Consider the following 17795-nt stretch of genomic DNA (forward strand, 5'->3'; position numbering starts at 1 on the left):
ACACGCCCGCGCGGTCTGCCTGTGCCGCGGCTGAGACGCCCGGCGTCACGCGCCGGAATGCGGCACAGCAGCCGTTGAGACAATCGTCTCAACCGTCTCGCATGCTGCGCTGCGGTGTGATCGCGCGCAAAGGATGTGCTACAAAAGACTCCCGCCGAACGCTTTCCGGTCCGACGTAATCCGACGTTTTGCCGACGTACCCCGACGCTCATTGCGAGCCACCGTCTGGAACCGCTCATGCCCTACGCCCTTGCGTCTACCCGGCACGCCGAGCGCGTGCGTGGCGCCGTAGAAGGCCGCCTGCCTGCGCCGTCCGATTCGCCGCGTCTCGTCTCGTCGTGGCAGCGCTCGTTCGAGCGCTATCAGCTGGACCCCGGCTCCGTGATCGGTCCGCGCGTGCTGAGCGCCGCCGAGCTGCGCGAGATCCGCGATCGCGAGGAGTCCTTCCTGCGCGCCTCGGGCCAATGCCTCACGCGCCTGCACGATATGGTGCGCGAAGCCGATTACTGCGTGATGCTGACCGACGCCCATGGCGTGACCATCGACTATCGACTCGACCGCGAGCGCCGCAACGACTTCAAGCACGCCGGGCTCTATATCGGCTCGTGCTGGTCGGAGAGCGAGGAAGGCACCTGCGGCATCGCGAACGTGCTCACCGATCTCGCACCCATCACGGTGCACAAGACCGATCATTTCCGCGCCGCGTTCACCACGCTCACGTGCAGCGCCGCGCCGATCTTCGCGCCAGGCGGCGAGCTGATTGGCGTGCTCGACGCTTCGGCCGTGCAGTCGCCCGACAATCGCGAGAGCCAGCGCATCGTCAACCAGCTCGTGCGCCAGAGCGCCACGCTCATCGAAGACGGCTATTTCCTGCATCGCCTCGCGTCGTGCTGGATCCTCTTCGGTCACCAGAATCGCAACTACGTCGAGGCGCAGCCCGAACTGCTGATCGCTTTCGACGAAAACGGCAACGTGGTCGCCGCGAACCGGCGCGCACGCGAGTGCATGCCGTGCCTCGACGGCCCGCGTCATATCGACGAGATTTTCGATTCGTCGCACGTGCAGTTGCGCGATATCGGGCGCATCGAAACCATCGCGGCGCTGCGCCTGCGCGCGAACGGCTCGATGCTGTATGCGCGCATTCGCGCGCCGCTCGGGGCTAGCGGTTACGGCGGACACAGCGCACGTAGCGGCCACAGCGGCGGCGCCAGCGCGGCGCATGGCGCGATGCCGCTGCGGCGCGACGCCGCCGACGCGCACGAATACGATCGCAGCGCGCTCGGCCCCTTCCTGCGCAGCGCAGATGCACGCGTGGCCGAAAACGCGCGCATCGCGCAACGCGTGGCGGGCAAGCGCCTGCCGATCCTGCTGCTCGGCGAAACGGGCGCGGGCAAGGAAGTGTTCGCACGCGCGATTCACGACGCCAGCGCGCGACGCAATCGGCCCTTCATCGCCGTGAACTGCGGCGCGCTGCCCGAATCGCTGATCGAGAGCGAGCTGTTCGGCTATGCGCCGGGCGCATTCACGGGCGCGCGCCGCCATGGGGCGCGCGGCAAGATCGCGATGGCCGACGGCGGCACGCTCTTTCTCGACGAAATCGGCGACATGCCGCTCGCGCTGCAAACGCGCCTTTTGCGCGTGCTCGCCGAGGGCGAAGTCTTGCCGCTCGGTAGCGAAACAGCGGTGCGCGTCGATATCGACGTGGTGTGCGCCACGCACCGGGACCTCGCGCAAATGGCCAGCGCCGGGACGTTCCGCGACGATCTCTACTACCGGCTGAGCGGTGCGGTGCTCACGCTGCCGCCGCTGCGTGAGCGGCGCGACATCGCCATGCTCATCGACACGGTATTCGCGGAAGAAGCGCAGGCCGCCGGCCGTCCGCTCGCGCTCGACGCCACGCTCGCCGCGCGGCTCGCGGCCTTCGCGTGGCCAGGGAACCTGCGGCAGCTGCGCAATGCGATGCGCTACGCATGCGCCGTATGCGACACCGTGCTGGTCGAAGCGCAGCACCTGAGCGCCGACCTCGCGGCGAGCCTGCCTCAGCTTGCACCGGCCGCCGCGCCCGGCTCCGCAGCCGGCATGCCGCCAGCCTCGCCGCTCTCCGACGAAGATGAGCGCGCACGCATCGTCGTAGCGCTCACGGCGCACCGTTGGCGTCCGAACGCCGCCGCGCAGGCGCTAGGCATCTCGCGCGCGACGCTGTATCGGCGCATTGCGAAGCTCGGCATCGTCGGGCCGCACCGCGCTTGAACCGGATTGCACTGACAGCCTGGCATTTGGCGTCGCCAAAATGCACAGAAGTATTAAATATTGTGCGGTGCGATTTACTTGCCACACCTCGACCGGTATAAATCGAGCGCTCGCGATCCACGAATAGGCCATCTGGCCTATTCTTGTACCGCAGCCCCTCCGCTGGATGCGTCGTCCGTTCCCGGCTAACTGAAATGCCCTCAATGGAGTGATTGCCATGCTCAAGAAGCTGCTGATGCTGTTCCTCGCCATCGGCCTGTCGCTGTCCGCCGCGCTCGCCGCAGCCGTGGAAGTGAACACCGCCGACGAAACCGCGCTCGAATCGGTCAAGGGCATCGGCCCTGTGCACGCCAAGGCGATCATCGACGAACGCACGAAGAACGGCCCGTTCAAGGACGCCGACGACCTCGCGAACCGCGTCAAGGGCATTGGCCCGAAGTCGGTGCAGAACCTCGAGGCGGCAGGCCTCACGATCAACGGCTCGTCCGCGCCGCCGGCGGGCAAGACGGCTAGCACGAAGAGCGGCAAGAGCGCCGCTGCAACGACCGCCGCACCCGCTGCCACCACGGCCAATCCGATGACGGCGCAGACGCCGGCGGCCGCGACCACCGCGCAAGCCGCCTCGGACGCGGCGGGCAAGTCGAAGCACAAGAGCAAGAAGGACACGGCAGCCGCGGCTGCGAGTGCGCCGGAAGCGGGCTCCGCTGCGGCAGCACCTGCCTCGGCATCCGATACGAAGGCGAAAAAGACCAAGAAGTCGAAGAAGGACAAGGCCGCGTCCGCAGCGGCCGCTTCCGGCGCGTGATCGCTGCCATCAACCGGTGCACGCACACCATGTGCCGGACTTCGAATCGCGGCGCCGCCAACGCGCGCGCCGTCCGACTTACCGGCCGCGTCCCCCGTCGCGGCCATCACTCAGAGAGATCGTCATGAGTCTGCTAGATACCCTCGGTTCCCTGCTCGGTTCGCAATCGCAACAGCAAGGCGGCGGCCAGGCCCAGCTCATCGCCACGGCGATGGAGTTCGTCAACAACCAGCCCGGCGGCCTGAACGGCCTCATCGAGAAGTTCCAGCAAGGCGGCCTCGGCGACGTCGTGCAGTCGTGGGTCGGCAACGGCGAGAACCAGCCTGTTTCGGCCGACCAACTTCACAACGTGCTCGGCTCGGACGTCGTCTCCGGCCTTGCACAGAAGGTCGGCATGCAGCCCGACCAGGTGAGCGGGCTCCTCGCCCAGGTGCTGCCGCACGTGGTCAACGCGGGCACGCCGAACGGCGAAGTGCCCCAAGGCGGCCAGATCAACACCGAAAGCGTGCTAGGCACGCTGGGCGGGCTTGCGTCGCTGTTTGGCGGCGGCAACAAGCAGGCCTGAGCGACGCTTAAGCGCCATAAATTGCAGGCATAAAAAAGGGCAGCGGATCACTCCGCTGCCCTTCTTGTTTCGGCTCGGCGCGCGCCTCACGGCACACGCCTGCCCCGGGTTTCGCTACGCGTCTTAGTGCACCACGCGCTCGAACACGAACTTCCCGTCGTGCACGCCGACCGGAATCACATCCTTCGGTCCAAACTTGCCCGCGAGTATCAGCTTGGCGACCGGGTTCTCGATCTCCTGCTGAATCGCCCGCTTGAGCGGCCGCGCCCCAAACAGCGGGTCGTAACCAACCTTGGCGATCTGACCAAGCGCGTCGTCCGACACCATGAGTTCCATATCGAGCTTCTCCAGACGCTCGCGCAGACGCTGCAACTGGATCTTCGCAATCGACTCGATATTCGAGCGATCGAGTGCATGGAACACGACGACCTCGTCGATCCGGTTCAGGAACTCGGGGCGGAACTGCTGCTTCACTTCGTTCCACACGGCGTCCTTCACCGCTTCCTGCGGCTCGCCGGCCATCGCCTGGATGAGATGCGAACCGAGGTTCGACGTCATCACGATCACCGTATTCTTGAAGTCCACGGTGCGGCCCTGGCCGTCCGTCATGCGGCCGTCGTCGAGCACCTGCAGCAGCACGTTGAACACGTCCGGGTGCGCCTTCTCGACTTCGTCGAGCAGGATCACGCTATACGGCTTGCGGCGCACGGCCTCGGTCAGATAGCCGCCCTCTTCATAGCCCACGTATCCCGGCGGCGCGCCGATCAGACGCGCCACGCTGTGCTTCTCCATGAACTCGCTCATGTCGATGCGGATGAGGTGATCCTCCGAATCGAACAGGAAACCCGCCAGCGCCTTGCACAACTCGGTCTTGCCCACACCCGTCGGCCCGAGGAACAGGAACGAGCCATACGGCCGGTTCGGATCCGAAAGACCGGCGCGCGAGCGGCGGATCGCATCGGCAACGGCGGTAATGGCCTCGTCCTGGCCCACCACGCGCTCGTGCAGCTTTTCCTCGATCTGCAGCAGCTTTTCGCGTTCGCCCTGCATCATGCGCGACACGGGAATGCCGGTCGAACGCGACACGACTTCTGCGATTTCCTCGGCGCCCACCAGCGTGCGCAACAGCCGCAAACGCGTGGGGTTGTTCTGCTCGTTCGCCTCGGCGAGCGTGACCTGCTTGAGCTGCGCTTCGAGTTCCGGCAGCTTGCCGTACTGCAGTTCCGCGACCTTCTCGAGCTTGCCTTCGCGCTGGAAGCGATTGATTTCCGCGCGCACGCGGTCGATCTCTTCCTTGATCTGGGCGCCGCCCTGCACTGCGGCTTTCTCGGTAGTCCAGATCTCTTCGAGGTCCTTATATTCGAGGCTCAGCCGGTCGATCTCTTCCTCGATCAGCTGCAAACGCTTTTGCGACGCTTCGTCCTTTTCCTTCTTGACGGCCTCGCGCTCGATCTTCAGCTGAATCAGGCGACGATCGAGCTTGTCCATCGCTTCGGGCTTCGAATCGATTTCCATCTTGATCTTCGAAGCGGCTTCGTCGATCAGGTCGATGGCCTTGTCCGGCAGGAAGCGGTCGGTAATGTAGCGATGCGACAGTTCCGCCGCCGCGACGATCGCCGGGTCGGTGATTTCCACGCCGTGGTGCAGCTCGTACTTCTCCTTCAGGCCACGCAGGATCGCAATGGTCGCCTCGACCGACGGTTCATCCACGAGCACCTTCTGGAAGCGGCGCTCGAGCGCGGCATCCTTTTCGATGTACTTGCGATATTCGTCGAGCGTGGTCGCGCCAATGCAATGCAGCTCGCCGCGCGACAGCGCCGGCTTGAGCATGTTGCCCGCGTCCATGGCGCCTTCGGCCTTGCCCGCGCCCACCATCGTGTGGATTTCGTCGATGAAGACGATGGTTTGACCTTCGTCCTTCGCGATGTCGTTGAGCACGGCCTTCAGGCGCTCCTCGAACTCGCCGCGATACTTCGCGCCCGCGAGCAGCGCGGCCATGTCAAGCGAGAGCACGCGCTTGCCCTTGAGCGTCTCGGGCACTTCGCCGTTGACGATGCGCTGCGCGAGGCCTTCGACGATGGCCGTCTTGCCCACGCCCGGCTCGCCGATCAGCACCGGATTGTTCTTGGTGCGGCGTTGCAGGATCTGGATCGAGCGGCGGATTTCGTCGTCGCGGCCGATCACGGGATCGAGCTTGCCCGAACGCGCGCGCTCGGTCAGGTCGACGGTGTACTTCTTGAGCGCTTCACGCTGGCTCTCGGCGTCCTGGCTGTGCACCTGCGCGCCGCCGCGCACCGCGACGATCGCGGCCTCGAGCGACTTGCGCGTCAACCCATGCTGGCGCGCGAGACGACCGGCTTCGCCCTTGTCCTCGGAAACGGCGAGCAGGAACATCTCGCTCGCGATATACGTGTCGTTGAGCTTTTGCGCTTCCTTGTCGGCCTGATTGAGCAGACCCGTGAGTTCACGGCCGATCTGCACGTTGCCGTCGGTGCCCTGCACCTGCGGCAAACGGTTGATCGCGTCGTTCAGTGCGTTCTGCAGCGCCTGTACCTGCACGCCGGCGCGCGACATGAGCGAGCGCGCGGAGCCGTCCTGCTGCGCGACGAGCGCAGCCAGCAGGTGGACGGGTTCGATGTACTGGTTATCGTGGCCAACCGCCAAGCTTTGCGCGTCGGCGATGGCTTCCTGGAACTTGGTGGTGAGTTTGTCGATTCTCATTTGATGCGAGACCTCCAGATTTCTAGACTGTCACCAAATTTGAGGGGGGACACGCCGGTTTCAAGCGCTCTGGCGTCATTTTTTCCGATTTTCGGCATTCGAGCGCGCGCAGCGGCCGCCAGCAACGTTGCCGAGGCGTGAGAAAACGGGGGATGACTGAGAGGCGGCCGGGGCCGTGCGAGGCAAAGCGCCGCTGCGAGGCGAAGAACAGGTGTGTGAGAACGAGGCGCCAACGCGCCCCTCAATGCTCGCGCGAAGACGCGGGCCGAGCCGTCTGCACGCGCGGCATGAACTGGATCGGTGCGAGGCCGAGCAGGCCGGTCAATGCGTCTGCCGGCTGCGCGAGTTCGCCGATCGTGTGACGGTCGAGTTCCGCGAGGAACGCATCGCGCGCCGCCGCCAACGCGTGCTTGAGCCTGCACTGCGGCTCGATGATGCAGCTACGCCGCTCGCCGTGTTCGTCCGGAAAGCAGCCGACCAGCGAGAAGTCGCTCTCGGTCTGACGAACGACCGCGCCGACGGTCAGATCGAGCGAGGCCGGCGCGAGCCGCAAGCCGCCGTTGCGCCCGCGAATGGTATCGACCCAGCCGAGTTCTCCAAGGCGTTGCACCACTTTCATCAGATGATTCTTCGACACGCCGTAGGCGTCCGAAATCTCCTGGATCGTGGCCAGGCTGTCGCGACGCAGCGCGAGATACAACATCACGCGTAACGAGTAGTCGGTGTAGTCGGTCAGTCTCATGGCGGGGGCAATGACGGCGCTGATGCGGGTGACAGAACCCATACAATAACATGCAGTTAGCATGCAGGTTTTGCCCGGACTGGGTATCATGGGCACTTCAATGGTCACTTCGCAGTGCCTGGCAGCGTACCTGCGGCTCACGGCCGCAGTGTGCTGACGTACCGGCGCACCGCCGCCCGCTACACTCCATGCACTCCAGGTATCGCCCAGGCCCCAAATGATTCGCCCCGACACCCGCCCTTCCGGCACTCCGCACGCCGAGCCAACCGAAGAAAACATCCGCGAACTGGTCTACGCGTTCTACGACCGCGTACGCGACGACGCCATGCTCGGCCCGGTGTTCGACGGCGTGCTGGCCGGGCGTTGGGACGAACATTTGCCGAAGATGTGCCGCTTCTGGTCGAGCCTCGTGCTCGGCACCAAGACCTACCGCGGCAATGTGCAGCAGGCACACGATCCTGTGCCGGGCGTCGAGCCGCAGCATTTCAGCCGCTGGCTCTATCTCTTCCTCGATACCGTACAGGCACGCTACGAGCCCGCTGCGGCGGTGCAGTTCATGGAGCCCGCACTGCGCATTGCGCAAAGCCTGCAACTGAGCCGCTTCGGCTGGGACTACACGATTCCGCCCGAGCAACAGGCGATCCTCGATCGCGTAGCGCCGCGCAGGCGGCCCGCCGGGCACGGCCATGACTTGCCTACGCGCCCAAGCGGCGAGCCGTTTCCAGCCCGTTTCGTTGGCCGCCAGATGGATGTCGACGAGAACACGGCGGCGGAGTAAGCCTGTCTGCTTCTAGCGAGAGGGTGAGTTAGGCAGTTAGTTGCGTTAGGCGGGCAAGGTGGCCGGATAAGATCGGCCCGCCTGCGCCCGGCGAACAACCGCCTAGCTGGATTCCCGCGAAACGTTCCCCGACGCCACGCCCCAGCGCGCCAGCGCCGCATCGTCACTCTCGCGTGCGTCGACCCAGCGCGCGCCCTGCTCTGTTTCCTCCTTCTTCCAGAACGGCGCCTCGGTCTTGAGGTAGTCCATCACGAACTCGCAGGACGCGAAGGCGTCGCCGCGATGCTTCGAGGTCGTCGCGACCAGCACGATCTGGTCGAGCGGCGCGAGTTTGCCCACCCGGTGCACGATCAGCACCTCGATGCCCGCCCAGCGCCGCTGCGCCGCCTCGACGATCGCCTCCAGCGCCTTCTCGGTCATGCCTGGATAGTGCTCGAGTTCGAGCGAGGCGATCGTGCTGCCGTCGTTCAGGTCGCGCACGGTGCCAACGAAGCACGCCACCGCGCCGATCGCCGGATTGCGCGCGCGCAGTTGCGCAACCTCGGTGCTGAGGTCGAAATCTTCCGTTTGTACGCGTACGGGCATGGTGAGTCTCCTGTCGCGCTCAGCCGCCCGTCACCGGCGGGAAAAACGCGACTTCGCAGCCCTCGGTAATGCGCGTGCGCGGGTCGGTCATCACGTGATTGCACGCCATGCGCAGCGCGCGGCCTTCCGCCAGCGTCTCGGCCCACACGCCGCCGCGCGCGCGCAGCCAGCCGCGCACGTCGCCGACCGTGACGATGCCTTCAGGCAGCGTGACCGTTTCGTCCGCGACGCCCAACGCCTCGCGCACACTCGCAAAAAACTTCAGCTGGATCTTCATCGGTTAAGGCTTTCAGTACAGCAATTCGGTGAACGGAATGAAGCGCACGGTCTCGCCCGCGCTGATCGCATGGTTGGGCGGATTGTCGATGAGGCCGTCGCCCCAGACCGTGGAGGTCAGCACGGCCGAACTCTGGTTCGAGAACAGGTCGAGACCGCCAGCCGGGTTCACGCGCGCGCGCAGGAATTCGTTGCGGCGGTCGCCCTTCGTCTGAGTGAAGTCGGCGCGCAGCGAGAGCGCGCGGGGGCTGACGTGCGTCGCACCCGCGAGACGCAGCAGGAACGGACGCACGAACAGCAGGAAGGTGACGAAACTCGAAACCGGGTTGCCCGGCAGCCCGATGAAGAACGCCTCGCCCGCTTGCGCATTCGTTGCCCCTTGCGCACGACGCACCGCACCGAACGCAAGCGGTTTGCCCGGCTTCATGGCGATCTGCCACAGGCTGATGCGGCCTTCGGCCTCCACGGCCGGCCGCACGTGATCCTCCTCGCCCACCGACACGCCGCCCGACGTGAGGATGAGATCGTGAGCGGCGGCCGCCTCGCGCAGCGTCGCGCGCGTGACGTCGAGCTGGTCCGCCACGATGCCGTAGTCGGTGACCTCGCAGCCGAGGTTGCGCAAGAGGCCCGTGAGCGTGAAGCGGTTCGAGTTGTAGATCGCGCCGGGCTTGAGCGGCTCGCCAGGCATCGTCAGCTCGTCGCCGGTGAAGAACACGGCGACCTTCACGCGGCGCACGACGGTCAGCGCCGCACAGCCCACCGATGCCGCGAGCCCGAGCGCCGCAGGCGTGAGGCGCGTGCCCGCCGGCAGGATGACCGTGTCCTTGCGGATGTCCGCGCCCTGCGCCGTGATCCATTCGCCCGCCTTCGGCGTATGCAGGAAGGTGACGGCGCCGTCCGCCGCCTCGGTCTGCTCCTGCATGACCACGGCGTCGGCGCCCGGCGGCACCGTCGCGCCCGTGAAAATGCGCGCCGCCGTGCCCGCCGCGAGCGGCTGTGGCGCGTGGCCCGCGGGAATGCGCTGCGAAACCGGCAGATGGCGGCTGCCTTGCGCGAGATCGGCCACGCGCACCGCGTAGCCGTCCATCGCGCTCGTATTCATCGGCGGCACGTCGAGCGGCGAGACGACGTCCGCGGCGAGCACGCGGTTCAGCGCGTCGAACGTCGAAATCGTTTCGGTGCCGGCAAGCGACGTCGCCGCCGCGAGCAGCGTGGCAAGGGCGTCGGCGGTGGAAAGCATCGGCGCGCGCGGCGCGGGTGCCGGCGCAGCGGAAGACGGGGACGTAGGCGTGGACATCGAGGTCGTCTCGGACTTGGCGGGCGGGCCGCCAGCAGCGGTTGGTCTGCTGTTATTGTAGCGGCGCGATGGGCGCGCTGCGCCTTATGCCGTGGATATCCCTGGCGCGCCATGCAGGCGAATGCGCAGGTCGGCTGGCGTGTTGCAGCGGGCGGGTTCGAGCAACCCGCCGCCGCATAGATGCTGATGCGATGTCGACGCGCCAGGACCGGAGGCAGATCCGGCCCCGGCTGCGTCGATCAGTCCGCCGTATGACCGGCGATATAGTCCTTCACACGCTTTGCATCGGCGGGCACGACTTCGAAGCGCTGCGGCAGCGCCTCCAGCCCTTCGAACGCGGCCGGACGTTCCGGTTCGCGGTCGAGCGCCTCGCGAATCGTCTCGCCGAACTTCACCGGCTGCGCGGTTTCGAGCACGATCATCGGCACACCCGGCTGCAGGTGTTCGCGGGCGACCTTCACGCCGTCGGCGGTATGGGTGTCGATCATCGTCTTGTAGCGCGAGTAGACGTCGCGGATCGTCGCGATACGGTCGTCGTGGGTGCTGCGGCCCGACACGAAACCGAACTGCTGCACGCGCACGAAGTCGCCGCTCGCCACGAGATCGAAACCGCCCTTCTCCTCCACGTCGCGGAACAGCTGCGTCACGCGCGCCGGATCGCGGCCCAGCAGGTCGTACACGAAGCGCTCGAAGTTCGACGCCTTCGAGATATCCATGCTCGGGCTCGTCGTGTGATACGTCTCCGCCGAGCCGCGCACGCGGTAGATGCCAGTGCGGAAGAACTCGTCGAGCACGTCGTTCTCGTTGGTCGCGACCACGAGCTTTTCGATCGGCAGACCCATCATGCGCGCGATATGACCCGCGCACACATTGCCGAAGTTGCCCGAAGGCACCGTGAACGAAACACGTTCGTCATTCGACTGCGTCGCCGCGAAGTAACCGGCGAAGTAGTACACGACCTGGGCCACGACGCGCGCCCAGTTGATCGAGTTGACCGTGCCGATCTTCTGCTGCGCCTTGAACGCGTGATCGTTCGAAACGGCCTTGACGATGTCCTGGCAGTCGTCGAACACGCCTTCCACGGCGAGGTTGAAGATGTTCGGGTCTTGCAGGCTGAACATCTGCGCGGTCTGGAACGCGCTCATCTTCTTGTGCGGCGAGAGCATGAACACGCGCACGCCCTTCTTGCCGCGCATCGCGTATTCAGCGGCGCTGCCGGTGTCGCCCGACGTCGCGCCGAGAATGTTCAGCTCCTGGCCGGCCTTCGCGAGCGCGTACTCGAACAGGTTGCCGAGCAGCTGCATCGCCATGTCCTTGAACGCAAGCGTCGGACCGTTCGAGAGTTCGAGCAGCGACAGTTTCGCGCCGTTCTCCTCGCCGAGCGTGGTGAGCGGCGTGATCTTGCTCGCGTCTTCGCCGTGGCGCACGTTGCGGTACGTCTCGCCCGTGTAGGTGCGGCGCGTGATGTCGCGCAGGTCGTCGGCAGGAATGTCGCCGGCGAACTTCGAGAGGATCTCGAACGCGAGATCCGCGTACGAGAGGCCGCGCCAGCGCGCGAGTTCTTCCTTGCCGATTTGCGGATACTCGGCCGGCAGGTACAGGCCGCCGTCGCGCGCGAGACCGCCCAGCAGGATGTCGGAAAACGAGTGATGCTCGCCGGCGCCCGCGCCGCGCGTGGATACGTAATTCATAGCCCTTGCCTTAGTTCAGTCCTTCCATACGCAGCTTCGTGACCGGCGACTTCACCGTCGCAAGCGTTTCGATCTGCGCGATCGCCGCGTTGACGTTCTTCTCGACCGTCTCGTGCGTGATCAGGATGATGTCGGTTTCCGCCTTGCCCTGCGCGTCGACCTGCTCCGCTTCCTTCTGCAGCAGCGCGTCGATCGAGATGCCGCTGTCGGCCAGGATACGCGTGATGGCGGCCATCACGCCGGTCTGGTCGGCCACGCGCAGGCGCAGGTAATAGCCGCTCGTGACTTCGTCGATCGGCAGGATCGGCGTGTTCGAAAGGCTGTCCGGCTGGAATGCCAGATGCGGCACGCGGTGCTCGGGGTCGGCCGTGTGCAGACGCGTGACGTCCACGAGGTCGGCGACCACGGCCGAGGCCGTCGGCTCAGCGCCCGCACCCTTGCCGTAGTAGAGCGTCGTACCCACGGCGTCGCCATGCACGACCACGGCGTTCATTGCGCCTTCCACGTTCGCGAGCAGGCGCTTGGCCGGAATCAGCGTGGGATGCGTGCGCAGCTCGATGCCGCGCTCGGTGCGGCGCGCAATGCCGAGCAGCTTGATGCGATAGCCCAGTTCTTCCGCGTACTTGATGTCGATGGCGTCGAGCTTGCTGATGCCTTCCACGTAAGCCTTGTCGAACTGCACCGGCACGCCGAACGCGATCGCGCTCATGATGGTGGCCTTGTGCGCAGCGTCCACGCCTTCGATGTCGAAGGTCGGATCGGCTTCGGCGTAGCCCAGTTCCTGCGCGGCCTTCAGTGCGGTCGCGAAGTCGAGCCCGCGCTCGCGCATTTCCGAGAGGATGTAGTTCGTCGTGCCGTTGATGATGCCGGCGATGTACTGGATGCGGTTGGCCGTGAGGCCTTCGCGCAGCGCCTTGATGATGGGGATGCCGCCCGCCACCGCCGCCTCGAACGCGACCATCACGCCCTTGGTGCGCGCCGCTTCGAAGATCTCGGTGCCATGCACCGCCAGCAGCGCCTTGTTCGCCGTGACCACGTGCTTGCCGCTGGCGATCGCGCGCAGCACGAGATCCTTGGCGAGCGTCGTGCCGCCGATCATTTCGGCAATGATCGAAATCGAGGGGTCGTCGACCACGGCGTTGAAGTCGGTCGTCAGGTCAACGCTGCCGGCCTCAGTGCCGAGCGCCGCCGTGGCCTTGGCCGGGTTGCGCACGGCAATGCGCGCCACCTCGATGCCGCGGCCCGCGCGGCGTTTGATTTCTTCCTGGTTGCGGCGCAGTACCGTGAAGGTGCCGCTGCCCACCGTGCCGAAGCCCAAGAGACCTACTTTGATCGGTTCCATGCAGCGTGTGTTCGTCTAAGTGTTTGTAAAGGGAATACGTTTGGCGCGAGTCAGGTGCGACTCAGGTGCCGTGCCGCTGACGATAACCGTCGAGGAAGCGCGCAATGCGGTTGATCGAATCGGTCAGGTCGTCGACGTTCGGCAGGAACACCACGCGGAAGTGGTCCGGCTGCTTCCAGTTGAAACCCGTGCCCTGCACGAGCAGCACGCGCTCCTGCAACAGCAGATCGAGGATGAACTGCTGGTCGTTCTCGATCGGATAGAGCTTCGGGTCGAGGCGCGGGAACATGTAGAGCGCTGCCTCGGGTTTCACGCAGGTCACGCCCGGAATGGCCGTGAGCATGTTGTACGCCAGCTCGCGCTGACGATAGAGGCGCCCGCCCGGCTGGATCAGCTCGTTGATGCTCTGATAGCCGCCCAGCGCCGTCTGGATCGCGTACTGGCCCGGCACGTTCGCGCACAGGCGCATCGAAGCGAGAATGCCGAGGCCTTCCGTGTAGTCCTTCGAGCGGCGGCGGTTCTCGCCCGTCATGCCCGAGAGGAACATCCAGCCCGCGCGGTAGCCGCACGCGCGATAGCTTTTGGAGAGGCTGTTGAGCGTGACCGTGATCACGTCTTCCGAGAGCGACCCGAGCGCTGTGTGCGTCTTGCCGTCGTAGATGATCTTGTCGTAGACCTCGTCGGCGAACAGGATCAGGCCGTACTCGCGCGCAATCGTCACAAGCCCGCGCAGCAGGTCGTCCGAATAGAGCGCGCCGGTAGGGTTGTTCGGGTTGATCACGACGAGCGCGCGCGTGTTCGGCGTGATCTTCGCGCGAATGTCGTCGAGGTCGGGCATCCACGCGTTCGACTCGTCGCAGATATAGTGCACGGGCGTGCCGCCCGACAGGCTCACCGCCGCCGTCCAGAGCGGATAGTCGGGCGCGGGCAGCAGCACTTCGTCGCCGTCGTTCAGCAGCGCCTGCATGGCCATCACGATCAGTTCGGACGCGCCATTGCCGATGTAGATGTCGTCGAGCTCGACGCCCTTGATGCCCTTTTGCTGCGCGTAATGCATGATCGCCTTGCGCGCGGCGAACACGCCCTTCGAATCCGAATACCCCGAGGAGCCCGGCAGGTTCAGGATCATGTCCTGAATGACCTCGTCGGGCGCGTCGAAACCGAACGGCGCGAGGTTGCCGATGTTCAGCTTGATGATGCGATGGCCTTCTTCTTCGAGGCGCTTCGCGTGCTCGAGCACCGGCCCGCGGATGTCGTAGCAAACGTTCTGCAGCTTGTTGGATTTGAGAATCGGTTTCACGGCGGGCTGTCGGTCAGAAAATCGGTCAAAGAATCAGTCGGGGCGTCGGAGACGAGTCAGACGCGGTAAAAGGGCTGGAACAGGCTGAAATGCCGTCGACCGGCCGGCGGATGGCGCCCTGGCGGACAAGACATACAAGGGAGCCGGAGGCGCGCCCCCGGCGGGAAAAAAGCCGTGCACGATTGTGAGGAAGCGCCAGGCGCACTCACAACGCCACGCCAAGCGTCCGTTGAGATCACCTCAGACCGCCCCGGCAGCTTGTGGCTGCCCTTGCCCGATGCGCGGATGGCGCGCGTAGCGGTTGCCGGCGCGGGCTCCCCCGCTCACCGCCGCAGCGGCGGCTAAAAAGTTATAATTTAGCGGATTTTGACCAACTTCCGCAATGCGCAATCGGCCAGGAGGCGGGTCGCGAAACGGGTGACGGCGGGCTATACGGCGCGGGCGACAAGGCGGTTCGCGCCGAGACCGGCGCCGGCACAGGATAGGCGCCCCCTCGCTCGCGCACCCGGCCTGCCCTTATCCCGGAACCCCGTTTTGAAACTACACCAGGACTCCAGTGCCGCGCTGAACACCGTGACCGGTTACGGCGCCGACTACGTCGAAGTGAACCTCGAACGCCACGCGGGTAGCATCATCGTGATGCCCGAATCGCCGGTCACGCCCTGGCCGGTGCACGCGTTCGACGCCCTCACGCCCGAACTCTTCGAGATGCTTCTGCCGCTGAACCCCGAGGTGGTGGTGTTCGGCAGCGGCGAGCGGCTGCGTTTTCCGCACCCGCGCCTGACCGCGGCGCTCGCCGCGAAACGCATTGGCGTCGAGGCGATGGATTTCAAGGCAGCTTGCCGCACCTACAACATCCTCATGGCCGAAGGCCGCCGCGTGGCGGCCGCGCTTCTGATCGAAAGCTGACGCGCCTTAAGCTTGCCTTCAGGTCGCCGAACGGCGGCGTAGTACACTTGCGCGCCGCGTGCGAAGCGCGCGCGCCGGGCGTGGCACAGGTGCCGCGCGTGCCTGGCGCACACGCCCGCATCCCGACCGCAACGACTGCAACAAGAACAGGCTGAAACCCATGAACGATACGCCATCGAGGCTACCGCTCAACCGCAGCGCGATCCTGCTCCTGATCCTCGCCTTCGCCGTGATCTGGTTCCTGCCGCTCGGCTGGCGCCACCTGCTGCCGAGCGACGAAGGCCGTTACGCCGAAATGGCGCGCGAAATGCTCGCGACCGGCGACTGGATCACGCCGCGCTACAACGACTACAAGTACTTCGAGAAGCCGCCGCTGCAAACCTGGATGAACGCGCTCACGTTCGCGTGGTTCGGCATCGGCGAATGGCAGGCGCGCCTCTACACGGCGCTCACCGGCTTCGCCGGCGTGCTGCTGATCGGCTTCACCGGCGCGCGCGTGTTCAATGCCGCCACAGGTTTCTTCGCCGCGGTCGTGCTCGCCTGCGCGCCGTACTGGAACCTGATGGGCCACTTCAACACGCTCGACATGGGCCTGTCGTTCTGGATGCAGCTCACGTTGTGCGCGCTGCTGCTCGCCCAGTGCCCGACCCTGCCCAAAAACCACGCACGCCTGTGGATGTGGGTGTGCTGGGCGGCCATGGCGATGGCGGTGCTCTCCAAGGGCCTCGTCGGCCTGATCCTGCCGGGCGCGGTGCTCGTGCTCTATACCGCGATTTCGCGCGACTGGGCGCTCTGGAAGCGTCTGTATCTCGTGAGCGGCCTGATCGTGTTCTTCGCGATCGTTGCGCCGTGGTTCATCCTCGTGCAGCAGCGCAATCCCGAGTTCTTCAACTTCTTCTTCATCGTCCAGCAGTTCCAGCGCTACCTCACGCCCGCGCAGAACCGTCCCGGCCCGTTTTACTACTTTGTGCCGGTCATGCTGGTGGGCTTCCTGCCGTGGCTTTCGGTGAGCGTGCAGAGTGTGCGCCATGCGCTGCGCGCGCCGCGCCAGCCCAACGGTTTCTCGCCCGTCGTGCTAATGCTCGTGTGGACGGTGTTCATTTTTCTGTTCTTCAGCGCTTCGCACTCGAAGCTCGTTTCCTACGTCCTGCCGATCGCGCCGCCGGTTGCGCTCATCATCGGCATGTATCTGCCGGTCATGACGCGCGCGCAGTGGAACAAGCACCTTGCGGGCTACGCGCTTCTCGCCGTCGTGCTGATGGGGGGCTCGTTCGTGCTCACGCATCTTGGCGACGCGCGCAACCCCAATGCGCTCTACCGCGAGTTCCAGGTGTGGGTGTTCGCCGCCGCCGCGGTGGCCTTCGTCGTCACGATGGTCGGCCTGCGCCTGAACCGCGCGAAGCGGACGCCCGAAACCGGCGCGCGCGCGCCGGCGCTCGCGCTCGGCACGGCCTGGCTGCTGCTCGCGACCATCGCGGGCACGGGCCACGATGTGTTCGGCACGCTGAGCTCCGGCGCGCCGCTCGCACCCGCGGTGCGCGCTGCCATTGCGAAGCTGCCGCCCGACACGCCCTTTTACTCCGTGGGCGTACTCGACCACACCATGCCCTTCTACGTGCGCCACACGATGACGATGGTCGAGGTCACTGACGAGCTTGCCTTCGGCATCTCCGAGGAACCGCAAAAATGGGTACCGACCATCGCCGACTGGGAAGCGCGCTGGAAAGCCGACCGCTATGCGCTCGCGCTGATTCCGGTGAAGCGCTACGAGGAACTGGCTGCGCAGGGCCTGCCGATGCAGGTGATCGCCCGCGACGCGCGGCGCGTGATCGTCGAGAAGCCGCAATCCTGAGCGCTTTCTGGCACCTCCCTGGCACCTTGCTGGCCCCGATTGACGCATGCGCGATAATCGGGCTGGCCGCGCGGCGGCGGCCAGCTCACGCCGGCCTTCCCGTCGCAACCCGATAACCCGTTGAATCACCCTTCTCGATGAATCCGATTTCCCTGATCTGCATCCTCGCCGGCGTCGGCCTGAACGCCTGTGCGCAACTGTTGCTGAAAGCGGGTGTCAATGCCGTTGGACACTTCGAATTCAGCCGTGCGAACATCTTGCCCATTGGCCTGAAGCTCGCGACGCAAGTGCCGATTCTCGGCGGCCTCACGTGCTACGTGTTCAGCGTGGTCGTGTGGATCGTCGGGCTCTCGCGCGTGGATGTCTCGATTGCCTACCCGATGCTCTCGCTCGGCTACGTGGTCAACGCGTTCGCGGCGTGGTATCTGTTCGGCGAGGTGATGAGCGTGCAGCGGCTCGTCGGCATCGGCATCATCCTGATCGGCGTGTTCGTGCTCGCGCGCAGCTAAGGCGCCGCAGCGCGCACGACTCCGGCGCGCGTTGCGAGAGCGCTTGCAGCGCAGCCTGTTGCGCCCATATAAGCATTTCGTAAGATGCGCCGCGGCGGCCTTGCTGCCCGGCCCCACTTTCTGACGAGCAAAGAGCAAAGCACTCATGACCCAGTCTTCTCCGCAGTCGACCG

15 protein-coding genes are annotated in these 17795 nt (G+C 65.7%); 7 read left to right on the forward strand and 8 right to left on the reverse strand.

Features of this window, described 5'->3' with window-relative positions; genetic code table 11:
• The first annotated feature begins 237 nt into the window (after nt 1-237).
• From U5A57_RS38205 to U5A57_RS38215, 3 genes are all read left to right on the forward strand, one after another.
• Entirely contained in the window at nt 238-2250 is a 2013-nt protein-coding gene (locus tag U5A57_RS38205) for a sigma-54-dependent Fis family transcriptional regulator (protein ID WP_321917217.1), read from the forward strand.
• A 217-nt stretch (nt 2251-2467) separates the two neighbouring features.
• Nucleotides 2468-3055: a helix-hairpin-helix domain-containing protein gene (locus U5A57_RS38210; RefSeq protein WP_321917218.1), complete on the forward strand. Its 588-nt coding sequence runs from the start codon at nt 2468-2470 to the stop codon at nt 3053-3055.
• Nucleotides 3056-3086: 31 nt separating this feature from the next.
• Nucleotides 3087-3620, forward strand: coding sequence for a YidB family protein (locus U5A57_RS38215; RefSeq protein ID WP_415774709.1), 534 nt, complete (start codon nt 3087-3089; stop codon nt 3618-3620).
• 123 nt (nt 3621-3743) lie between these two features.
• On the opposite strand, the gene clpB is transcribed toward U5A57_RS38215, so the two are convergent.
• Together clpB and U5A57_RS38225 are read right to left on the reverse strand one after the other, a co-directional pair.
• The gene (clpB, locus tag U5A57_RS38220; protein ID WP_321917222.1) at nt 3744-6341 is read right to left on the reverse strand and encodes an ATP-dependent chaperone ClpB; all 2598 of its coding nucleotides are present in this window, start codon (nt 6339-6341) and stop codon (nt 3744-3746) included.
• A 241-nt stretch (nt 6342-6582) separates the two neighbouring features.
• On the reverse strand, nt 6583-7083 hold the full coding sequence (locus tag U5A57_RS38225) for an Rrf2 family transcriptional regulator (RefSeq protein ID WP_321917239.1): 501 nt from the start codon (nt 7081-7083) through the stop codon (nt 6583-6585).
• A gap of 217 nt (nt 7084-7300) precedes the next feature.
• On the opposite strand from U5A57_RS38225, the gene U5A57_RS38230 reads away from it, so the two are divergent.
• On the forward strand, nt 7301-7861 hold the full coding sequence (locus tag U5A57_RS38230) for a group III truncated hemoglobin (RefSeq protein WP_321917223.1): 561 nt from the start codon (nt 7301-7303) through the stop codon (nt 7859-7861).
• 102 nt (nt 7862-7963) lie between these two features.
• Here U5A57_RS38230 and U5A57_RS38235 read toward each other — a convergent pair whose 3' ends face one another.
• From U5A57_RS38235 to U5A57_RS38260, 6 genes are all read right to left on the reverse strand, one after another.
• Complete coding sequence (locus tag U5A57_RS38235) at nt 7964-8446, reverse strand: molybdenum cofactor biosynthesis protein MoaE (RefSeq protein ID WP_321917225.1); 483 nt, start codon at nt 8444-8446, stop codon at nt 7964-7966.
• Between the two features lie 19 nt (nt 8447-8465).
• The gene (gene moaD / locus U5A57_RS38240; protein ID WP_233881646.1) at nt 8466-8723 is read right to left on the reverse strand and encodes a molybdopterin converting factor subunit 1; all 258 of its coding nucleotides are present in this window, start codon (nt 8721-8723) and stop codon (nt 8466-8468) included.
• A 12-nt stretch (nt 8724-8735) separates the two neighbouring features.
• On the reverse strand, nt 8736-9962 hold the full coding sequence (gene glp / locus U5A57_RS38245) for a gephyrin-like molybdotransferase Glp (RefSeq protein ID WP_415774710.1): 1227 nt from the start codon (nt 9960-9962) through the stop codon (nt 8736-8738).
• A 296-nt stretch (nt 9963-10258) separates the two neighbouring features.
• Entirely contained in the window at nt 10259-11710 is a 1452-nt protein-coding gene (gene thrC, locus U5A57_RS38250; protein ID WP_321917229.1) for a threonine synthase, read from the reverse strand.
• A 10-nt stretch (nt 11711-11720) separates the two neighbouring features.
• Complete coding sequence (locus U5A57_RS38255; protein ID WP_321917230.1) at nt 11721-13052, reverse strand: homoserine dehydrogenase; 1332 nt, start codon at nt 13050-13052, stop codon at nt 11721-11723.
• A 61-nt stretch (nt 13053-13113) separates the two neighbouring features.
• The gene (locus tag U5A57_RS38260) at nt 13114-14352 is read right to left on the reverse strand and encodes a pyridoxal phosphate-dependent aminotransferase (protein ID WP_321917231.1); all 1239 of its coding nucleotides are present in this window, start codon (nt 14350-14352) and stop codon (nt 13114-13116) included.
• 534 nt (nt 14353-14886) lie between these two features.
• Between U5A57_RS38260 and U5A57_RS38265 the strand changes: the two genes are divergently transcribed.
• The 3 genes from U5A57_RS38265 to U5A57_RS38275 all read left to right on the forward strand — a co-directional run bounded on the left by U5A57_RS38265 (nt 14887) and on the right by U5A57_RS38275 (nt 17622).
• Nucleotides 14887-15261, forward strand: coding sequence for an Mth938-like domain-containing protein (locus U5A57_RS38265; RefSeq protein ID WP_321917233.1), 375 nt, complete (start codon nt 14887-14889; stop codon nt 15259-15261).
• 160 nt (nt 15262-15421) lie between these two features.
• Complete coding sequence (locus U5A57_RS38270) at nt 15422-17113, forward strand: glycosyltransferase family 39 protein (protein WP_321917234.1); 1692 nt, start codon at nt 15422-15424, stop codon at nt 17111-17113.
• Nucleotides 17114-17250: 137 nt separating this feature from the next.
• A complete protein-coding gene (locus U5A57_RS38275) occupies nt 17251-17622 on the forward strand; it encodes an SMR family transporter (RefSeq protein ID WP_158757904.1) in 372 nt (123 codons plus the stop codon).
• The last annotated feature ends 173 nt before the right edge of the window (nt 17623-17795 follow it).

It is taken from the genome of Paraburkholderia sp. J11-2, assembly GCF_905220185.1.
GTDB lineage: Bacteria > Pseudomonadota > Gammaproteobacteria > Burkholderiales > Burkholderiaceae > Paraburkholderia.

Coding starts and splice junctions, on each gene's coding strand:
- thrC (WP_321917229.1), bottom strand. CDS start 11,710: ATGAATTACGTATCCACGCGCGGCGCGGGCGCCGGCGAGCATCACTCG.
- U5A57_RS38205 (WP_321917217.1), top strand. CDS start 238: ATGCCCTACGCCCTTGCGTCTACCCGGCACGCCGAGCGCGTGCGTGGC.
- U5A57_RS38225 (WP_321917239.1), bottom strand. CDS start 7,083: ATGAGACTGACCGACTACACCGACTACTCGTTACGCGTGATGTTGTAT.
- moaD (WP_233881646.1), bottom strand. CDS start 8,723: ATGAAGATCCAGCTGAAGTTTTTTGCGAGTGTGCGCGAGGCGTTGGGC.
- U5A57_RS38235 (WP_321917225.1), bottom strand. CDS start 8,446: ATGCCCGTACGCGTACAAACGGAAGATTTCGACCTCAGCACCGAGGTT.
- U5A57_RS38270 (WP_321917234.1), top strand. CDS start 15,422: ATGAACGATACGCCATCGAGGCTACCGCTCAACCGCAGCGCGATCCTG.
- U5A57_RS38230 (WP_321917223.1), top strand. CDS start 7,301: ATGATTCGCCCCGACACCCGCCCTTCCGGCACTCCGCACGCCGAGCCA.
- U5A57_RS38275 (WP_158757904.1), top strand. CDS start 17,251: ATGAATCCGATTTCCCTGATCTGCATCCTCGCCGGCGTCGGCCTGAAC.
- glp (WP_415774710.1), bottom strand. CDS start 9,962: ATGCTTTCCACCGCCGACGCCCTTGCCACGCTGCTCGCGGCGGCGACG.
- U5A57_RS38210 (WP_321917218.1), top strand. CDS start 2,468: ATGCTCAAGAAGCTGCTGATGCTGTTCCTCGCCATCGGCCTGTCGCTG.
- U5A57_RS38255 (WP_321917230.1), bottom strand. CDS start 13,052: ATGGAACCGATCAAAGTAGGTCTCTTGGGCTTCGGCACGGTGGGCAGC.
- clpB (WP_321917222.1), bottom strand. CDS start 6,341: ATGAGAATCGACAAACTCACCACCAAGTTCCAGGAAGCCATCGCCGAC.